18 protein-coding genes are annotated in these 20,288 nt (G+C 36.3%); 10 read left to right on the top strand and 8 right to left on the bottom strand.

Going from position 1 to position 20,288, the window contains the following annotated elements; translation table 11 throughout:
- Positions 1–16 precede the first annotated feature (16 nt).
- From H6G08_RS17100 to H6G08_RS17075, 6 genes are all read left to right on the top strand, one after another.
- A complete protein-coding gene (locus H6G08_RS17100; protein WP_190545022.1) occupies positions 17–502 on the top strand; it encodes a GNAT family N-acetyltransferase in 486 nt (161 codons plus the stop codon).
- A 12-nt stretch (positions 503–514) separates the two neighbouring features.
- Entirely contained in the window at positions 515–1,744 is a 1,230-nt protein-coding gene (locus H6G08_RS17095; protein WP_190545021.1) for a glycosyltransferase family 4 protein, read from the top strand.
- A 421-nt stretch (positions 1,745–2,165) separates the two neighbouring features.
- Positions 2,166–3,368 (top strand): O-antigen polymerase, encoded by a 1,203-nt coding sequence (locus H6G08_RS17090; protein ID WP_190545019.1) that lies wholly within the window; start codon positions 2,166–2,168, stop codon positions 3,366–3,368.
- Between the two features lie 78 nt (positions 3,369–3,446).
- Positions 3,447–4,640 (top strand): CgeB family protein, encoded by a 1,194-nt coding sequence (locus H6G08_RS17085; RefSeq protein WP_190545017.1) that lies wholly within the window; start codon positions 3,447–3,449, stop codon positions 4,638–4,640.
- 124 nt (positions 4,641–4,764) lie between these two features.
- On the top strand, positions 4,765–5,592 hold the full coding sequence (locus tag H6G08_RS17080) for a glycosyltransferase family 2 protein (protein WP_190545015.1): 828 nt from the start codon (positions 4,765–4,767) through the stop codon (positions 5,590–5,592).
- A gap of 24 nt (positions 5,593–5,616) precedes the next feature.
- On the top strand, positions 5,617–6,402 hold the full coding sequence (locus H6G08_RS17075) for a glycosyltransferase family 2 protein (protein ID WP_199322626.1): 786 nt from the start codon (positions 5,617–5,619) through the stop codon (positions 6,400–6,402).
- Between the two features lie 109 nt (positions 6,403–6,511).
- Here H6G08_RS17075 and H6G08_RS17070 read toward each other — a convergent pair whose 3' ends face one another.
- The 6 genes from H6G08_RS17070 to H6G08_RS17045 all read right to left on the bottom strand — a co-directional run bounded on the left by H6G08_RS17070 (position 6,512) and on the right by H6G08_RS17045 (position 12,050).
- On the bottom strand, positions 6,512–7,087 hold the full coding sequence (locus tag H6G08_RS17070) for a YdcF family protein (protein ID WP_190545014.1): 576 nt from the start codon (positions 7,085–7,087) through the stop codon (positions 6,512–6,514).
- Positions 7,088–7,150: 63 nt separating this feature from the next.
- Positions 7,151–8,047: a dTDP-4-dehydrorhamnose reductase gene (gene rfbD, locus H6G08_RS17065; RefSeq protein ID WP_190545012.1), complete on the bottom strand. Its 897-nt coding sequence runs from the start codon at positions 8,045–8,047 to the stop codon at positions 7,151–7,153.
- On the bottom strand, positions 8,044–8,589 hold the full coding sequence (gene rfbC / locus H6G08_RS17060; RefSeq protein ID WP_190545010.1) for a dTDP-4-dehydrorhamnose 3,5-epimerase: 546 nt from the start codon (positions 8,587–8,589) through the stop codon (positions 8,044–8,046). Before rfbC ends, rfbD begins: the two co-directional genes overlap by 4 nt.
- 107 nt (positions 8,590–8,696) lie before the next feature.
- Positions 8,697–9,638 (bottom strand): glucose-1-phosphate thymidylyltransferase RfbA, encoded by a 942-nt coding sequence (rfbA, locus tag H6G08_RS17055; RefSeq protein WP_190545056.1) that lies wholly within the window; start codon positions 9,636–9,638, stop codon positions 8,697–8,699.
- A 233-nt stretch (positions 9,639–9,871) separates the two neighbouring features.
- The gene (gene rfbB / locus H6G08_RS17050; RefSeq protein WP_190545008.1) at positions 9,872–10,942 is read right to left on the bottom strand and encodes a dTDP-glucose 4,6-dehydratase; all 1,071 of its coding nucleotides are present in this window, start codon (positions 10,940–10,942) and stop codon (positions 9,872–9,874) included.
- A 166-nt stretch (positions 10,943–11,108) separates the two neighbouring features.
- Positions 11,109–12,050 carry an NAD-dependent epimerase/dehydratase family protein gene (locus tag H6G08_RS17045; protein WP_190545006.1) on the bottom strand — a complete coding sequence of 314 codons (942 nt, stop codon included), beginning with the start codon at positions 12,048–12,050 and terminating at the stop codon, positions 11,109–11,111.
- A 325-nt stretch (positions 12,051–12,375) separates the two neighbouring features.
- Between H6G08_RS17045 and H6G08_RS17040 the strand changes: the two genes are divergently transcribed.
- The 4 genes from H6G08_RS17040 to H6G08_RS17025 all read left to right on the top strand — a co-directional run bounded on the left by H6G08_RS17040 (position 12,376) and on the right by H6G08_RS17025 (position 17,269).
- Positions 12,376–13,536: a glycosyltransferase gene (locus tag H6G08_RS17040; protein WP_190545004.1), complete on the top strand. Its 1,161-nt coding sequence runs from the start codon at positions 12,376–12,378 to the stop codon at positions 13,534–13,536.
- Positions 13,537–13,630: 94 nt separating this feature from the next.
- Positions 13,631–14,389: an undecaprenyl-phosphate galactose phosphotransferase family protein gene (locus tag H6G08_RS17035; RefSeq protein WP_190545054.1), complete on the top strand. Its 759-nt coding sequence runs from the start codon at positions 13,631–13,633 to the stop codon at positions 14,387–14,389.
- 832 nt (positions 14,390–15,221) lie between these two features.
- Entirely contained in the window at positions 15,222–16,301 is a 1,080-nt protein-coding gene (gene gmd / locus H6G08_RS17030) for a GDP-mannose 4,6-dehydratase (RefSeq protein WP_190545002.1), read from the top strand.
- A gap of 23 nt (positions 16,302–16,324) precedes the next feature.
- A complete protein-coding gene (locus H6G08_RS17025; protein WP_190545000.1) occupies positions 16,325–17,269 on the top strand; it encodes a GDP-L-fucose synthase family protein in 945 nt (314 codons plus the stop codon).
- Between the two features lie 73 nt (positions 17,270–17,342).
- On the opposite strand, the gene H6G08_RS17020 is transcribed toward H6G08_RS17025, so the two are convergent.
- Positions 17,343–18,929 (bottom strand): DHA2 family efflux MFS transporter permease subunit, encoded by a 1,587-nt coding sequence (locus tag H6G08_RS17020; protein ID WP_190544998.1) that lies wholly within the window; start codon positions 18,927–18,929, stop codon positions 17,343–17,345.
- Positions 18,930–18,997: 68 nt separating this feature from the next.
- Positions 18,998–20,269, bottom strand: a complete 1,272-nt coding sequence (locus H6G08_RS17015) for an MFS transporter (protein ID WP_190544997.1) — start codon at positions 20,267–20,269, stop codon at positions 18,998–19,000.
- Positions 20,270–20,288: the final 19 nt, after the last annotated feature.

Here is a 20,288-nt window from a genome sequence, read left to right as displayed (position 1 = left end):
ATTTGATAAATAACTTATGAACTATGTAAGTTTTAGAATTCTCCAGTATTCTGATGCAGAAAAACTCAGCGATATCTTATTAAAAAGTGACAAAAGCTATATCAAATACTTTCACCCATTTGATTTTCAAGTCGCTACTATTCAAAAAATATTGTTCAAATCATGTAAAGATAAATTTTTTGGAGTTGTCTTAGAATCTGGATTATCTCAAGAATCTGATTTAATTGGTTTTTATATGTTAAGAGGTTTAGATGAAGGATATACTGACCCAATGTTTGGTGTTTTTATATCTCAGCAATATAGTAGTAAGGGAATAGGACGTATTACAATTACCCATGCAGAAAGCTTCTGTAAATTTTGTGGTTATGAAAAGCTTTTATTGAAAGTTAACCCAGAAAATACCAGAGCAAGAAAAATGTATGAATCTTTAGGTTTTCGCTATCTAAGAGAGGAGGGATTGCTCAAAAATTTAGTACTTTACAAAAATATTTATATAAATTGAGTAGGCAAGAAAATGAGAATTGGATATTGGCTTGGTAAGGTAAACATAAAACATGGTGGTTCAGCTCCCTATGCTTGGAGAACTCTAGAAGTATTGTTAAATCATAGCCAGTCTTATGAAATTGATATTTTAATTTTATGTGATTCAGATATGGAATCAAGTTGCAGAGAGTTAATCAATAAGTATCAAGCCAGAGCAGAAATATGTTTAGTTCCACAATGGATTATATTTCTAAATAAATTATTGTTTAGTAGAAAAGTAAACATGTTACGTGAGCTTTTTTTTAAAATGCCTATTAAGGCTTATTTTAGCACCCAAATTGCTCAGTATTTTAAGCCTTGGTTAATCTGGTTTAAGTTTTTGAAGATCGACTTACTTCATATACCTGAACAGACTCCACCATACTATGATTTGCCTTATCCATTTGTTATCACTATGCATGATGTACAGCAATTACATTATCCTGAATTTTTTACATCTCAAGAACTTGCTTGGAGAACAAAATATTACGCCAAAGCAATTGATAAATCAGAAGCGATTATTGTTTCTTTTAATCATATCAAGCAAGACCTGGTTAAATTCTTTGGTCTACCAGAAAGAAAAGTTCATGTTTGTCCTCTACCCTACCAGAAAATTGATTTACCCCATCCTGGTGATGAAGATAAATTAATTTATCAACAAAAATACAGCCAATGGAATAACTTTTTACTCTATCCTGCTCAAACGTGGGAACATAAAAATCATCTAGCTTTAATTAAAGCATTAGAGTTGATCAAAGATAAGTTTGGTAGAATTATCCATATTGTATGTACTGGAAAAAAAAATCCAGCATTTTTCCCCGTAATAGAAGATTATCTCAAAAATTCTCAAGTAGCTAACCAAGTTCACTTCGTAGATATTGTTCCTGAAACTGAATTACATTGGCTCTACAAAAACTGTTCACTAGTTGTAATTCCGACATTATATGAAGCAGGTAGCTTTCCGCTACTTGAAGCGATGTATTTAGGAACGCCAGTTATCTGTTCTGCTGTGACTTCCCTGCCGGAAACTATTGATGATACTAGATTTATTTTTGATCCTTTAAATATTGAACAGATAGCTAACTTAATTCTCAAGATATTAGATGATTCTGGATTACAGGGAGAAAATATATTAAAAGGTAAACTACGAATTGAACAATTGAGAACAATGAATAACTTTCCTAGTATTTTGCAGGTATGGAAAACTATTTTAGCAGAATAAAACTAAGTAAGTCGGTGGAAAAAAACCAAACTCTGTTAAAAAACGTAAATTGAGTTGAAACCCTTATCAATGATAAATGATAAATGACAGTCCTCGCCAGTTATGTTTAATTGCACCGTCCTACTTATTTAAGGATGAAATTGTTAATTATTGCAATAATATCGTATAGCAAGGCTATTGAAATATGAACTTATATACTCATGTTTTTAACTTATATTGATTGTCAGGCTTGATAAATATAACTTTTTGAGATTGGTGATATTATGAATTTGCAACCTACTATATATGTGAAGAATAAACACAATTATTAGATAATTAACTGAAATATTTTTCTAAAAAAATAAAATCGTGCAAAAATAACTAAGTGTTTTTAAATATATACATTTATTTGCTTAATGAAATTCTGTGAATAAAATATTTTATGTGGCGCAAAATTGTCAGTCCCGAAATACTGTTTCTCTTAGGTACTCTTCAAGCTCTTTTTCCTTACATTATTTGGATGATTCAAGGGCCGAATGAGAATTATAACTATGAAATAACCTATTTGCCTTTATTTTTATGGACTATTGGATATTTTTTCTTTTGGCTAGGTACTAGATTTTTTAAATCTAATGTAGATAATGTGTCTTCAAAGCTAATAAAAATTAGTTTTAACGGATTAAAGAGAATAATATTTATTATTTCAGTTTTAATAATCATTCAAATTATTAATATTGTTCAAGCTTATGGCTTTTTACCAATTCTTGAATTTTTTTCAGGAAGTATAAATATAAATGATGTTAATAACAATGCTGTTGATACTGGCTTTGGTCAGTTAGGAATTTTTGTGACATCTTTGTTTTTTTTAAATGGATTACTATTATCTTTAGTCATCAAAGCTGTAGAATCCCATAAAAAACTGTCTTTATTTTTTGTCATTAATTTACTCATCGCTATTTTTGGGACTTTGATAACTGGAAAACGTCAGGGATTATTTATCCTAGTATTTTTTATATTTTCTGGACTTTCAATTCGGTTTAATAGTCCATTAAAAACATTTATTAAAGTATTTGGTTTACAGATAAGTAAGCAGGTAAGAATTTTACTTTATATACTTGTACCAGCAATTTTAATTTACTTTATGGGCTTTATTGCTTCCTTAAGAATTGGTTCAGGTTATCAAATATCTGGTACTGATGAAACTATAAATTATCTCCAATGGCCTCTAATTAATTTTGAAGCCCAATGCGAACAAGCTGGATTAGGCCCATATAAGTTTAACCCTATATATAGTTTTGTTGGTTTACTTCCTTATAGACTTTATGAAGATTATGTAATGAATAATGATTTACCTCCTAGTCCTGAACCTAGTTCTCCTGTGGGATTCTATGGTAATTTACATTGGGGGTTAGGAATTACTGGAATTATAGTATTTGCCTTAATTTTTGGCATGATATCTAAATATTTTTATAAAAGGTCATTTTTTAGTCTTCCTCATTTATTAATCTATTGCCAAATTACATGGACTCTAATTGCGGCTCATACTTATAACCACTTTCTTTCTCTGGTTTTTTTACCATTACCTGCATTATGTTTCTTATTTTTTGGCTTTTTATGCAATGTTTTATCTCCTAAAAATAATTGAATTTTTAAAAAAGTAATGAGTAATGAAATGCTTTACTAGCTTTACTAATTCAGAAAAATAATTAAACAAATTAAAAATATGAAGGTATTATGTGTTTTTGGTAAGTATCAGTATGGAGATACTAGTAGGGGAATTAATACTGAATATGCAGCATTTGTACCTGCTTTAAAAAAATTAGGACATGAGGTTATCCACTTTGAATCATGGGATATGTCTACCTATGTAAGTTTTGCGGAAATGAATCAATCTCTACTGGAAACAGTGGAAAAAGTAAAACCTGATGTCATGTTAACAGTTCAAATGCATTATGAAATTTGGCTGGAAACGCTCAAAATTATTCAAGCACGCGGAGACGTTGCAACTATATCTTGGACTACGGATGATTCGTGGAAATATATACAAGTTTCGCGATTTATTGGGGGTGCATATCATGCCATGACTACAACATATCCTGATGTTGTTAATAAATATCATCAGGATCGGATTCAAAACGTTTTATTATCTCAATGGGCTGCTAGTTCAGATTCATTTAATGAACCCTTATCTTTCAAATTGTGTCAATATCCCGTTTCTTTTGTTGGTAGAGCATTTGGTAGTCGAAACAAACGCATTGCTCAATTGCAAAAATCTGGTATTGAAGTTGCAAGTTTTGGATATGGATGGAGTTCTGGATCGATACCAGCAGAAGAAATACCACGAATAATGAGAGAATCAGTAATCAGCCTCAATTTTGCTAACTCTATAGGTGAAAATCAAATTAAAGCGAGGACTTTTGAAGTTCCTGGTGCTGGTGGTTTTTTGTTAACTGAGTATGCGCCAGGACTAGAAAAATATTATAATTTGGGTAAAGAAATTGAAATATTTCATAATATTCCTGAATTAATAGAAAAAATCAATTACTACTTGGCACATGCAGAAGAACGGGATGCGATCGCCTGGGCTGGGTTTGAAAGAACTAAGCGAGAGCATAATTATGAAATTCGCATGAAAGAAGTTTTAGATTTTGCTATAAAATCTAAAGAAAACTGGCTAAAATCTAATTCTATCCAACTACAAAAACCTTCATTTAATGAAGCACTTCAAGCCCACAAACTTAATTTTATATTAAAAACTATTAGCTGTATTTTGTTGTGGATTAGTATAATAATTTTTGGGAAGCAGAAAGGGCGTAAAGCAGCTAGAAGAATTAGCTATGAAATCAGCTGGAGGTTATGTAAACAAACTACCTTTACGGCTAGTGGTTGGCCTGGTAGAATGTTTCCTAAATATTAATATGATAAAGTAAAAAATATAATCTACGCAGTAACAGGTAAGAGGCAACCAAGTATTTAGTCTGTTATCGCTCTATATTATAAAATTGCATCTGTGGTCAGAGCAAATATTGAAAAGTAATTTTATGGAAACATCTGTTAGTGTTGTCATACCTTGTTACTGTTGTGCTAAGACTATTGATCGCGCTGTTCAGTCGATAGCTAAACAAACCTTGAGACCATCAGAGGTGATACTTGTTAATGATGGAAGTCAAGATGATACTTGGCAGATTTTGCAGAAATTACAAGATGAATATGAAAAAAATTGGATAAAAGTTATAGATTTGAAGTTGAATTATGGCCCTTCTGTAGCGCGGAATATAGGTTGGGATTTAGCAACTCAAGATTATATTGCTTTTCTCGATGCTGATAATGCTTGGCATCGAGAAAAAATTGCATTCCAGTATATATGGATGTGTAATAATCCTCATGTATTAGTTTCTGGACATGCACCAAATCAGTCTATCATAGATACAAACCTACAGGAAATTGTTCTGTTAAATCAAGAAGTTAAGGCCAGTATAGTCACAAAAAAGCAAATGTTAAGGTCTAATCCTTTTGAAACTTCATCAATCATGATTAAAAGAAATATTGAATATCGATTTGATTCTAAACAAAAATATTGTGAAGATTATTTTTTATGGATGCAACTCAGCCTTGACGAGCAAGTTATTTATTTATTGGATCAATCATTAACTTATGTTTATAAACAACCAAAAAGTTTGAGTAGTAATATTTTTAGAATGCGATTAGGAGATATTCATAATTTTTGGAAGCTTTGGAAATCTAAAAGGATAAAATTTGCAGAAATGCTTTTATTAATGATTAAATCTTTGCTAAAGTTTATGATATTTTTAATTTCTCCTAAATTTCACTCTCATCTTAAAAATATTTGGTTGTCTTATAGTAATTAATATACAATTAATTAGATTTAATCTATGACAAAAATAATAACTATTAATGCATCACTAGTTCTTTATAAAAATGATCCTGAAATTCTTAAATGCGTAATCGCTTCGACTATTAATACACCTTTAGATATAAAATTATATGTTGTAGATAACTCGAATTATCCAGATTTGGAAATATTATTTAAGGATATAAATAATGTTAATTATCATTATAATAATGGTAATAATGTTGGCTTCTCTAAAGCTCATAATTTAGCGATTGCTAAATCTAGGGTAGCCGACTACCATATCATACTTAACCCAGATATTTATTTTGATAAAAATGTTATACCAGCACTAATAAATTATTTAGAAAGTGATCAAGAGATTGGTCTAATTCAGCCTAAAATACTTTTTCCTAATGGTGATATTCAATATCTGTGTAAACGTTATCCTACAGTGTTTGCTCTTTTTGCTAGACGCTTTATTCCTAAACAATTAAATTTCTTATTCAAGAGCTATTTAGACTGGTATGAAATGCATGATATCGGCTACGATAAGGTTGCGGATGTTTCATATCTGTCAGGATGCTTTATGCTATTTCGCAAAAAGTATTTAGATGAAGTGGGATATTTTGATGAGAATATATTTATGTATCTAGAAGATGCAGATATAACTCTGAGGATGTCCCAAAAATATAGATCTGTATTTTATCCTCATGTACATATTTTTCACCATTGGGCTAAAGGTTCATATAAGTCATTTAAACTAATGCTCATTAATATCAAATCAGCTATTTATTTTTTTAATAAGCATGGATGGAAATTATTTTAATAAAAATATGAGACTGAAATAATAAAATCGGACTTAAGTTTTATTGTTGAGACAAACTGATTTCAATTTTTAGGTTATTAATTAAATATAATTTTTTTGTAAATTGTTTTTAATTGATATTAGGATTTAAACTAGCACCACTTCTTCCAGTGAAAATCCATATAATTGAGCGCACACAATCTCGCAAGACTCGCGTTAGGGATTCTGATTTCTCTTCATGTGAAATTACTGCGATAGGTGTAACTACAATTCCTTGGCTACCTAAAACAATAGTTGCGATCGCTCTTGCTCTTGCCATATGATAATCCGATGTGATCAGGTAAATATGCTGTAAATTTTTCTGGATGAAATCTGCTGCTAAGGTCGTAAAATTAGTTACCGTATCTGTGGCGCGTCCATCTAAGTGCAACCTTTGATTGGGAACGCCAAACTGCTGAAAAATGTGGCGATTATTATCTAGATACCAGCTAAAGTCAGAAACCCAAATATCTAAATTAGGGTGCGAATTCCAAAACTTTGCAGCAAACTCCATTCGCTGAAAATTACCACCTAGTACAAAAATTGCTTGGGGAGTTGGGGATTGATAGGAAGCGATCGCAATTTTCGCCGGAATCACACTAATCCAGATGGCTAAAACTCCGCCCATAAATCTCAGCAGGTAGCCTTTAAAATACTTGCTTTGCATAAATAATTTAAAGCGATCGCCTATTCTGCTATGATTTTAGACTTATTTTTTTATAAATAATTATTAACGACCTAGCAACAACGCTAAACACCTTTCCCAATCAGGTAAAATTAACCCAAAGCTTTGCGATAATTGTTGGCTGTCTAGTAAAGAATAAGCTGGTCTGCTGGCTGGTGTAGGGTATTCTTGAGATGTAATGGGAGTTAACCTTTGCAATTTGCGATCGCTCTTTTTTTCATCAAGCTCAAAAATTGCTTTGGCGAATCCATACCAGCTTGTCTTACCGCTAGCTGTTAAATGATATAACCCACCCCGATTTGCTAAAAAATCCGAGATATTCCCTGGTGCTTGCGCTACAATTTGGGCTGTTGCTTCAGCAATTATCCGACTCCAAGTCGGTGCGCCAATTTGATCGTCAACTACTTTAATTTCTTCTCGTTCTTGCGCTAGCCTGAGCATAGTTAATAAAAAGTTCTTACCCCGGAGACTGTAAACCCAACTGGTACGTAAAATTAAATAAGGTACACCCACAGATGCGATCGCTTGTTCTCCAGCAAGTTTAGTTTTACCGTAAATATTTTGGGGGTTAGGTTCGTCTAGCTCGGTGTATGCAGTATTTTTCTTACCATCAAATACATAATCTGTAGAATAATGTATCATGGCTGCGCCTATTTCTTTAGCTGCTTCGGCGATCGCACCTGGCGCAATTGCGTTAATCTTCATTGCTAATTCTGGTTCGGTTTCGGCTTTATCTACTGCTGTGTAAGCCGCAGGGTTGATAATTAAGTCTGGTTTGATTTCTTTAATTGTGCGGCTAATAGTATCTATTTGCGCTAAATCCATTTGTAAATTTGGATTATTAATATTACGCCCTACAGCTATAACTTCACCGATAGTCATCAGGGTACGTTGTAATTCCCAACCTACTTGTCCAGTGACACCTGTTAAGAGAATTTTCATATATACACCTCTGCGTCTTGCAATCTTGTTCCTACTTTATCTTTAGCTGATAAAATTGGTTCTGATTGTATTGGCCAGGCGATCGCTAAATCTGGATCGTTCCATAAAAGAGTGCGTTCGTGTTGGGGTGCATAATAATTTGTAGTTTTATATAAAAATTCTGCATATTCCGAAAGCACTAAAAAACCATGTGCAAAACCTACTGGTATCCACAATTGTCTTTTATTTTCTGCACTTAAATTTGTGCCTACCCATTGACCAAAAGTTGGGGAACTTTTACGTAAATCCACAGCGACATCAAACACTTCTCCGACTACCACCCGCACGAGTTTTCCTTGAGGTTGTTGGATTTGATAGTGCAAACCACGCAAGATATTTTTAGCAGAACGGGAATGATTATCTTGGACAAAATGCTCGATAATACCTGTTTTTTCTCGCCAAGCTTTTTCGTTATAACTTTCGTAAAAGTAACCGCGTTCATCGCCAAATACTTGGGGTTCAATTACTAATAAATCAGGAATTTCTGTTGGTGTAACTCGCATTGAATACCTTATATTGACAAAATTGAATTGATATTTTTAATTTAACGCGCTTATTATATCATTCAATATAGTTCATTATTGAGATTTTTACTAAGTTAATTTTCTACCTAATTTGTAAATGAATTTAAATTTAAAGATGACTGTTTTATTCCATCATTTTGTTCTATAAATACAAATTTTTGTTCATTTTCTAACACCGACATCAGGTAACGACCATAACTACTTTTTGCCATAGATTCAGCTAATTGTCTCAATTGAGATGAGTTAATATATCCTTGATTGTAAGCAATTTCTTCAATACAAGCTATTTTTAATCCTTGTCTTTCTTCTAGCGTTTGAATAAAATTACCAGCCTGATGTAAGGATTCATGAGTTCCTGTATCTAACCAAGCATAGCCTCTTCCCAAAATTTCTACGCGGAGTTTTCCTTGCTGTAAATAGACAGTATTTAAATCAGTAATTTCTAATTCATTCCGCGCAGATGGTTGCAGATTAGCCGCAATTTCTACTACTTGAGAATCATAAAAGTAGATACCAGGAACAGCATATTTTGATTTGGTAACTAAAGGTTTTTCTTCAATACTAATTACTCGCCCTTCGCCATCAAATTCAATTACTCCATATTGACTTGGATCTTTGACTTGATAGCCAAAAACTAATCCGCCTTCTTTGAGATTTGCAGCCCTATATAACACTTCTGTTAAACCATGACCGTAAAAAATGTTATCACCTAAAATTAAGCATACTGGCTCGTTCGCAATAAAATCTTTCCCTAAAATAAAAGCTTGTGCTAATCCTTCAGGGCGAGGTTGTTCGATATAACTAAATTGCAAACCCCACTGACTACCATCTTTGAGTATTTTCTCAAATAATGGTAAATCATTAGGCGTAGAAATAATCAAAATTTCCCGAATTCCTGCCAACATTAATACAGATAAGGGATAGTAAATCATCGGCTTATCGTACACTGGCATTAACTGTTTACTAACAGCGTATGTTAGAGGGTAAAGACGAGTACCAGAGCCACCTGCTAAAATAATTCCTTTCATAATTTTTTTGTCATTGGTCATTTATCATTGGTCATTTGTCATTTGGGTAAGTTTACAAATGATTTATGTTAATCAAGGCTAAATTATAGGACTTACGCACCGAACACAAAAATTCTCACAAGGGTGGTCAAAAGTCAAAATTCAATGGTCAAAATTCAGGTTTTTGGACTATGGACTATTGACCATTGACAAAAAGCATGAAAAATATCTGACACTGCGTAAGTCCTAAATTATTAAGAGTTTCTATTTTCATAGTTTTGTTTTAGCCAGTTTTTATATGCGCCTGAACGGACTTGTTCGACCCAAACAGAATTAGCCAAATACCATTGAACGGTTTTCAATAATCCACTGTCAAAATTTTCTTGAGGTTTCCAACCTAAATCTTGGTGGATTTTACTACAATCGATTGCATATCTTCGGTCGTGACCTGGACGGTCTTTAACAAAGGTAATCAAAGATGAATAGTGAACATTAGATTTAGGTGCTAAGTCATCTAAAATAGCACAGATTTTTTCGACAACTGTTAAATTCGCTTTTTCGTCCAGACCGCCAATATTATAAGTTTCACCAACTTTACCCTGTTGTAAAACAAGATATATTGCCTCGCAATGGTCAGTTACATACAGCCAATCGCGAATATTTTGTCCATCCCCATATATAGGTAATGGCTGCTGGTCTAAAGCGTTGAGAATAGTTAAAGGAATGAGTTTTTCGGGAAACTGTCGAGGCCCGTAATTGTTTGAGCAATTGGTGGTTAAAGTTGGTAATCCGTAGGTGTGATAGTAGGCGCGGACAAAATGGTCTGATGAAGCTTTAGATGCGGCGTAGGGACTATTAGGTGCGTAGGGTGTATCTTCTCTAAAAGCTGGGTCTTGGGGTTGGAGTGAACCATATACTTCATCTGTAGACACGTGCAAAAAGCGAAATTGCTGTTGCTTGGGCGATGATAATTTTTGCCAGTAAAGTCTACTTGCTTCTAATAATTGAAATGTACCTACAACGTTTGTTTGAATAAAGTCATGGGGATTCAAAATTGACCTATCTACATGACTTTCGGCGGCAAAATTAAGAATTGCATCTGGCTGATACTGTTCTAAAAGGTAATTGATTAACTCAAAATTACCAATGTCTCCTTGAACAAAATGATAGTTGGGGTCAGTTTCTAGTTCTGCTAAATTTTGGAGATTACTAGCGTAAGTTAATTTATCTAAATTAATTACATTAGCCCATTGCTCCTTTCGCGCTTGGAGAATAAAATTTGCGCCAATAAATCCGGCTCCTCCGGTAACTAAAATTGTTTGCATATTTTTTGTGTTAATGGTCAATAGTCAATGGTCAATGGTCAATGGTCATTAGTCAATGGTCATTAGTCATTTGTTATTTGTCCTCCTTCCCTTGTCAATGATCAATAGTTTTGACTGTTGACTTTGGACTATTGACTCTTGACTATTGACTCTTGACTGTGGACTATTAACTTTGGACTTGCAAAATCTCTTCATCTACTGAGAAATCAATCTCAGCTTTGTCACGCCCAGATGCTAAATAATCATTATTGAAGGCGTCAGTTAGCCCAGAAATTAAATCATACTCAGGTTTCCAAGCTAATTCGCTCTGAGCTTTATTGACTGATGCAAAGAAATGTTGTGTCCGCATAGGGAAAGCTTTACGTTTACCGAAATCAAATTTTTTCGGATCGTAATGGACTATTTTGATGTCATCGGCTGATTTACCAGCAGCTTGCGCACAAGCGCGGGCTAAACCATCAAAAGTGACATAGCGATCGCCTGAGATATTATAAATTTGCCCTATGGCTTGCTGATTACCGATAACCTGAGTCATGGCTTGGGCTAAATCTTTGACATGACCGAGTTGGGTGATGTGTAAACCATGACCGGGGATAACTATGGGGCGATCACGGACTATTCTATCAAAAAACCAGGCTTCCAAATCGTTATAGTTACGCGGCCCGTAGATATAAGTAGGACGAATTGAGGTAAAAGGAATACCGATTTGTTCTAAGTACGCTTCTGTTTCATGTTTACCCCGATGGCGACTTTTAGGATCGACAGGATCGCCTTCTACATGGGGCATTTGGTCGGATTTAAGATATACTCCAGCAGAACTCATATAAACAAAATGCTGTACCCGACCTTGAAAAATTTCTGCTAGTGGTTGGGTATCAGATAGTTCTCGCCCATTATTGTCAAAAATGACATCAAACTGTTCCTGTGATAATTTTGCTTTTAACTGAGTGGGGTCAGTGCGATCGCCTATAATTTGTCCTACTCCCTGTAAAGCAGGTGCAGGACGATTACCGCGATTGAACAGTACCACCTCATGTCCTTGTTTTACTAGCAGTTGAGTTAGGTAAACGCCAATGAACCGAGTCCCACCCATTATCAAAATACGCATAAATTCCCCTGTAATCTCTGTTATTCATCAAGGGGCTAGGGGACAAGGCTAGAGGCTAGAGGCTAGGGGCTAGAGGCTAGTGTAAAAAAAATATTAATGCTTTATCTTCCCTAGTCCCTCATCCCTAGTCCCTAGTCCCTCATCCCTAGTCCCTAGTTCTCCCTATTTGAGGTTATCAGGTTGCTGCATTCCTCTGGAACCTGTTTTCGGAGAATAGCGTCTTCATTAACACCTGGGTTGCTTTCCATTTCTTAATTAAAAAGGGAAAGTTTTCAGTTAACCTCATCACTTAAATTGCTGTATTTTCCATTTATTTACGTTAGCTGTGCCCTTAAAATATGCTCTGGTTCATGAATGGCTGACACCTAAAGCCACCGGAGGTTCAGAACTAGTTGTACGTGAAATTCTGAATCATATAAATGCTGACTTATTTGCACTCATTGATTTTGAATCTAGCAATCCAGAAAGCTATTTATATCAGCGTCAGATTGGTACAACTTTTCTCCAAAGCTTTCCCTTGGCGCGCAATGGTGTACAAAAATACTTACCTTTGTTACCGTTAGCCATTGAACAATTGGATTTACGGCAATATGACGTGATTTTATCTTCATCTCACGCTGTAGCTAAAGGAGTGATTACTAGTCCCGAACAATTACATATTTGTTATTGTCATAGCCCGATGCGTTATGCTTGGGACTTAACTTTTGATTATCTCCAACAAAGCAAATTAGGCAGTGGTTTAGCTGGGTGGATGACGCGATATTTATTACATCGCTTGCGCCAATGGGATGTATTATCAGCCAATCGCGTGGACTATTTTATTGCCAATTCCCAGCATACAGCTCGACGAATTTGGCGCTGTTATCGACGCCAGGCAGAAGTAATTTATCCCCCGGTTAATGTCGATGCTATGCCTTTTGTCAAGGAGAAAGAAGATTTTTATCTGATAGTTTCCCGGTTAGTTAGTTACAAACAAGTATCCTTAATTATCCAAGCTTTTAATCAACTGCAAAAACAGTTGGTAGTTATTGGTACAGGCCCGCAGATGGAATATCTTCGGAAAATAGCAAACTCTAATATCAAAATACTAGGATGGCAACCTGATGATGTAGTTAAAGAATACATGGCAAAAGCCAAGGCATTTGTGTACGCAGCTTGTGAAGATTTTGGCATTGCCTTAGTAGAAGCCCAAGCTTGTGGTACTCCGGTAATTGCCTATGGTGCAGGAGGAGCATTAGAAACTGTCAGAGATATTCGCCTATGTGGCGATACAGGAACAGGAATCTTCTTTAAAGCCCAAACAGAGGCTGCTTTAGTGGAAACAGTAGAAAAGTTTGCAATGTATGAAAATGCATTTAATCCAGAGTATTTGCGATCGCACGCTACTCACTTTTCTACAGTAGCATTTGCCCAGCGCTATCTCAATTTTGTTGAGCAGTGCAGCAAACAAAAGCAATCCTTGGAGTCAAATTCAAAATTTTTGTAATTCTTTTGTATGCTTTTGGCAATTTCAACCCAGAAGCACCTCGTTTTAGCTTTAAGATTGGGACTATGTGTGGTGTGGATTGTTAAGGAGTATGATGACTGCCCAGAGCTCACTCCTCTCCGGCAAGCGAGGCCTGCGACGAGATGCTAGCGCGTCTGCGCGTACTTTCTTCAAACGCGGTCAACCAAAAAAGACTTTTAGGTTAAAACCTAAAGGCTTGTCTTTTCAAGGTTTAAACGGAGAGTTTGCCAAGCGACTGTTTGATATTGTGTTTTCGCTGTTTGTTTTGATCGTATTTTTCCCTGTCTACTTAATCTTGGCCTTACTGATTGCTTTGAGTTCAGAAGGCCCGATTTTTTATGTCCAAGAAAGGGTCGGTAAAAATTACAAGCCATTTAATTGTATTAAATTTCGCACAATGGTGAGTAATGCCGATGAAATGCTCATGCAAATGATGGAAACATCCCCCCAAATGCGCCAGGAATTTGAAAGCAGTTTTAAACTGAAACAAGACCCGCGAATTACCAAAATTGGGAAATTTTTACGCATCACTAGCTTGGATGAATTTCCACAATTCTGGAATGTCTTAAAAGGGGATATGAGTGTTGTCGGGCCGCGACCCTTAGTAGCGGAAGAATTGCCTAAATACGGTTGTCACATCGACCGGGTTTTAACTACCCGCCCTGGAATCACCGGATTGTGGCAAGTTTCTGGACGTAATGATATCCCTTATCCCCGCAGAGTTCAAATTGACCTACATTATGTCAAATTTAGGACTTTTTGGCTGGATTTGTGGATTATCTTGAAAACTATTGATGTTGTAATTATACCCAAAAATAACGGGGCTTACTGACAAATACATCAGGGACTTCCAAGTCAAAGATATTCCCGCAGCGATTGTTCTGTGTTGACTGTTGACTGTTGACCGTTGACCGTTGACTGTTAACTGTGAACCTTCAACAGTTAAAGACTTGAATGGAATAATTTATTGTTTGGAGTTCTCTCAGTACAATTCTCTGGGGCAATAAATGTCCCCAGAGCAAAAATTTATACAATTTATAGCTGTAGTTAGATAGATGAGGACATCAAGCTAAGATAAAATCCTGACAATACAAGCCTTTCAACTCTGTCAACAGTGAACATTTATAAGTTGTGTATCTAGTTAATGCTTTCTCACTCACATCTTTTACCAAAGTATTTATACTGAACTAAATAAGTTTTCAATAAACATTTTATTTTCGCAATAAACCGAAAAACCCAATTTATTAGCGGAGTGGGCAGGCTACCCTGCGGGAAGCTGCTTTGCGTCTATGTTTGTATAGCCTCACCCTTATAGGGTGTTAGTGTATCGCTCGCGAACTGAACGAGGGATGAGATGGAAATGCGATCGCTTCTAGTATAAATTTAAAGTTTTCGATAAAATTTATGCAAGCTTCATAAAATTCAAATTTACATGAAGTTTGAGTCAAGATTTCCCAATTTTCTAGATCAAATTTTGTAGTTTCGATTGTACTGCTATCAAAATTTGAGAGTTTTGTCTTTTCAGAGTATATTAGATAACTTTAGATTTTAAGTATTAGCGAAGATTTCTAAGTTGTCCATTAGGCAATTTAGTAATTAATTGCTAGCTTGTATCAGTTAGACTCGTCAATTCTTTATCAAAATATCCCAAAGGAATACTCAGCATGACACAACAGAAGCGAGCATTGATTACTGGTATTACTGGTCAAGATGGTTCTTATTTGAGTGAGTTTTTGCTAGAGCAAGGTTATGAGGTTCATGGTATTATCCGTCGCACTTCGACCTTTAACACCGACCGTATCGATCATATTTACGAAGATCCCCATAAAGAGGGGGTAAGGTTGTTTCTTCACTACGGCGATTTGACCGATGGTACAACCCTGCGCAGAATTTTAGAAGAAGTAAAGCCCATAGAAATTTACAATCTGGGCGCTCAATCCCATGTCAGAGTTAGCTTTGACTCGCCAGAATACACCGTAGATGCTGTTGGGATGGGTACACTACGTTTGCTGGAAGCAATCCGCGATTACCAGCAACGCACAGGAATTCAGGTGCGTTTCTATCAAGCTGGTTCTTCAGAAATGTATGGTTTAGTTCAAGCCGTACCTCAAAGCGAGACAACGCCTTTTTATCCTCGTAGCCCCTATGCTTGTGCTAAAGTTTATGCCCATTGGCAAACAGTAAATTATCGAGAATCTTATTCTTTATTTGCTTGTAATGGTATTCTTTTTAACCATGAATCCCCGCGTCGTGGTGAAACTTTTGTCACACGGAAAATTACTCGAGCAGTAGCGCAAATTGTGGCGGGTAAACAGAAAAAATTATACATGGGTAATCTAGATGCTAAAAGAGATTGGGGTTATGCCAAGGATTATGTCAAAGCCATGTGGCTAATGTTACAGCAAGAGCAACCAGATGATTATGTAATTGCTACTGGTGAAACCCATTCAGTCAAGGAATTTTTAGATTTAGCTTTTAGTTATGTAAACCTCGATTGGCAAGATTATGTAGAGTTTGATGAGCGCTATCTGCGTCCGGCGGAAGTAGAGTTATTAATTGGGGATTCTACTAAAGCCAGACAAAAGCTAGGTTGGGCACCATCTGTAAGCTTTAAGGAATTAGTATCACTAATGGTGGAAGCGGATTTACAAGCCTTGGGCGTGACAGCAGCTAATGGTAGTGGTTCTTCCCTGTTGGAAGATATGGCGACTGTTCGCCAACAATTAGGCGCTCTCCACTTTTAATACCCAAGGCTGAGGATAAAAATATGGCTGTCTTAGAACTAAAAAATAAGCGAATTCTCGTAACTGGTGGATCGGGTTTTCTCGGTCGTCAGGTAATCGATCAGCTTTGTCAAGCAGGAGCCGATCGCGAAAAAATTACCGTACCGCGATCGCGCGATCGCGATTTGCGCGTCTGGGAAAATTGCCAACTTGTAGTCGATCAGCAAGATATAGTCATTCATTTAGCCGCCCATGTTGGTGGTATCGGACTCAATCGTGAAAAACCAGCCGAGTTGTTCTACGACAACTTGATCATGGGAACTCAACTCATCCATGCTGCTTATCAAGCTGGAGTAGAAAAATTCGTCTGTGTCGGGACTATTTGCGCTTATCCCAAATTTACCCCTGTGCCTTTTAAAGAAGATGACCTGTGGAATGGTTATCCTGAAGAAACTAACGCGCCCTATGGTATTGCTAAAAAAGCGCTGTTAGTGCAGTTAGAAGCTTATCGCCAGCAGTACAACTTTAACGGTATTTACCTTTTACCTGTAAATTTATACGGGCCTGAAGATAACTTTGACCCCAAAAGTTCTCACGTGATTCCGGCGCTAATTCGCAAAGTTCACGAAGCGCAAATCAACGGCGTCAAGCAACTCCCAGTATGGGGTGATGGTAGTCCTACCCGTGAATTTCTCTATTCTGAAGATGCGGCTAGGGGAATTGTCATGGGTACTCAGTTTTACAACGAAGCTGCACCGGTGAATTTGGGAACAGGTTCTGAAATCTCCATTCGCGATTTAATCAATCTGATTTGTGAACTAATGGAATTTAAAGGTGAAATTGTCTGGGAAACAGATAAACCTAATGGACAGCCTCGCCGTTGTTTGGATACTGAACGAGCAAAGCAAGCTTTTAATTTTACTGCTCAGGTTAGCTTTCAGCAGGGGCTAAAGAATACTATTGAGTGGTATCGGCAACATGCCGTCTAAATAAATGGGAGTTGTTGAACAGGATTTTGACTTTTTGATTAACCTCTCTTCGTTTGGGAGAGAGGTTGAATATTTAATGAGCAGCAGTAGCACCTGTAGCCTTAACTTTTTTAATAAAAATAATCGCCAAGCCGCTTAATAATAAAGCAATGGCAATAAAGTGAAAACAATCATTAAAAGCCATCACAAAGGCTTCGCGACGGACAATATTTGATATAGATGCGATCGCCTGATTTTGCGCCGTACTTAAATCTGCTCCTCGACTGATAAAATATTGGGTCATTTGGTCGATGCGCTGTTGAGTTTCAGGATTATATAAAGATACGCTATCACCTAATCGATTCGAGTGAAATTGCTCTCGATTAGTTAATAAAGTTGCTAATGCCGCAATCCCTAAAGAACCTCCCATATTCCGCATCATATTAAATAAACCACTTGCCGAACCCGCTTCTTTAGGACTCAATCCCGCCGTAGCGATAGTAGTTAGAGGTACCATAATTAATGGTTGTCCCATCGCTCTGACTAATTGCGACCATCTTAATTGATCTAATCCTGTTTGATATGTCATTCCTGCATTCATAAAAGCACTGAGGGCAAATAGGGAAACTCCTACAGCCACCATAAACCGCACATCAATGCGTTGCATTAATTTAGGAATAAACGGAATAATAAATAATTGGGGAATTCCTGCCCAAATTAACACTTCACCAATTTGTAGAGCATTATATTTCTGAATTTGGGCGAGATATAAAGGTAAAATATAAATCGAACCATATAATCCCACACCCAGGGAAATATTAATAACACTCGCTAAACCAAAATTTCGCTTCAGCACTAATCTTAAATTAATAAACGGTTGTTTGCGAGTTAATTCTATTATTAAAAATAAAGTTATAAAAATTGCCGCAATTACACTTAAGCGGACAATGAAAGCGGAACTAAACCAATCTTTCCGGCTACCTTCTTCTAATACAACTTGTAGGGAACCTAAGCCAATCGCCATTGAAATAATTCCCCACCAATCACCTTGTTTTAGTAATTGTAATTGCGGTTGATCTTGTTTAATGCCATACCATACGCCGGTTAGCATTAATATACCGGGAAATAAATTGATATAAAAGCTATATTGCCAACTAAAATTTTCTGTTAACCAACCGCCTAATGTGGGGCCAATTGAGGGTGCAAAAACTGCGGTAATCCCAAATGCAGCTAATCCTACTGCTTGCTTAGAGGGGGGTAAAGTTGTCAGTACAACTGTCATGGCTGAAGGAATTAAAACCCCACCTGTAAACCCTTGTAAAGCGCGGAAGACAATCATAGAGTTGAGGTTCCACGCCCAAGCGCAACATATAGAAAAGAAGATAAATAATACTGTATTAACTAATAGATAACGTCGTAAAGAAAACACCCGCGAAAGCCAACCTGTCAGAGGGATAACTACAATTTCTGCAACTAGATAAGCCGTAGAAATCCAGGAACCTTCTTCTAAAGTTGCACCTAAACTAGCTTGAATTTCTTGTAATGAAGCGTTGGTAATTTGAATATCCAAAACCGCCATGAATGCACCAAGCATACTGGCTAATACACCAATCCAAGTTCTGAGAGGGATATTTTCTGGGGGGCGGGAAGTATGCTGCTGGATGGTGCCAGTATTAGCCATAAAATTGCTCCGTTTTTAGTTGCTTGGCGCAGGAATAATTCTATTAAATTAGGCAGTAGCAGGCATATTTATCTAGAACTTTTTAACGGTTTTAAAATGCCTTTTTGTTCATAAACAGGTATCACTAATTCCCTTAATGCCGGGAGTTGCTTACCAAAAATTATTGAGCCAATAATACAAACTATGCCATCAATAATTAATGTATTAGTAGCACCAATGCGATTAGCTAAAAAACCTCCTAATAAATTACCTAGAGGAATCATACCTAGAAATGACATGGTATACAAACTCATTAATCTACCGCGCTTGTCTTCTTCTACAATTGTTTGTAAAAATGTGTTGCTAGCAGCAATTTGGAGAATTGTGCCTAAGCCAACAAATAACATTGTGAATAAAGAAAGCGGTAAAAATCGAGAAACAGAAAAAGCTATTAAACCGACTCCGAGAATTGCTGGAGCTATAGCTATTAATTTGCCAATACCTAATATAGTTTGTCTCGTAGCTAGATAAATTCCACCTGATAATGCGCCAACTCCAGAAGCAGCCATCAAAAATCCTAATGTTTCGGCACCACCTTTGAGAATTTCTTCTGCAAAAATGGGCACTAAAATAGTATTTTGTAATCCCATTAAGCTGACTAAAGTTGATAGTAATAAAATTGCTCTGATTGGTGGAAAGCTAAAAGCATAGACAAATCCTTCTTTAACTCTTTGTAGGGGATTGCCATTATTTACTGGTACTTGCCAAGGTTTAATTGTCATTGCTAATAAGGCAGCAATCACAGCAATATAGCTTAAACCATCGATAAGGAAACAGTAAGCAGCGCCAATTCTAGCAATAATTAAACCGCCAATCGCCGGGCCAATTAATCGCGCCCCGTTAATCATAGTTGAATTAATAGCGATCGCATTGGCTAAATCTTCGCGCCGTTCCACCAGTTCTGGCACAAAAGCTTGTCTGGCTGGTGCATCTAAGGCGTTAATAAATCCCTGGAATAAGCTTAAAGCAATAATATGCCATACCTGAATCACACCCGTTAGCGCCAGCGCCGCCAATGCTAAGGACTGAATCATCGCCATAACTTGGGTAAAAATTAAGGTACGATAGCGCGAAAAGCGATCTACAAAAACGCCCCCAAAGGGAGCAAGAAAGAAACTAGGAATTTGGCTAGTAAATCCCACAACTCCTAAGAGTAATGGTGAGTTTGTTAAGCTATAAACTAGCCAAATTGTAGCTAGTTGAGTCATCCAAGTCCCAATCAGAGAAATACCTTGTCCGGCAAAAAACAAGCGGTAATTTTTGGATTTTAATGCAGGTAGAAGCAGCTGAATTTTAGGCATTATTTAAGGGTCAGTTGTT

This window comes from Calothrix anomala FACHB-343, from assembly GCF_014696435.1.
Lineage (GTDB): Bacteria > Cyanobacteriota > Cyanobacteriia > Cyanobacteriales > Nostocaceae > Aulosira > Aulosira anomala_A.
Note: the sequence above shows the minus strand (reverse complement) of the source record. Positions and strands in the feature narration are given on the sequence as shown.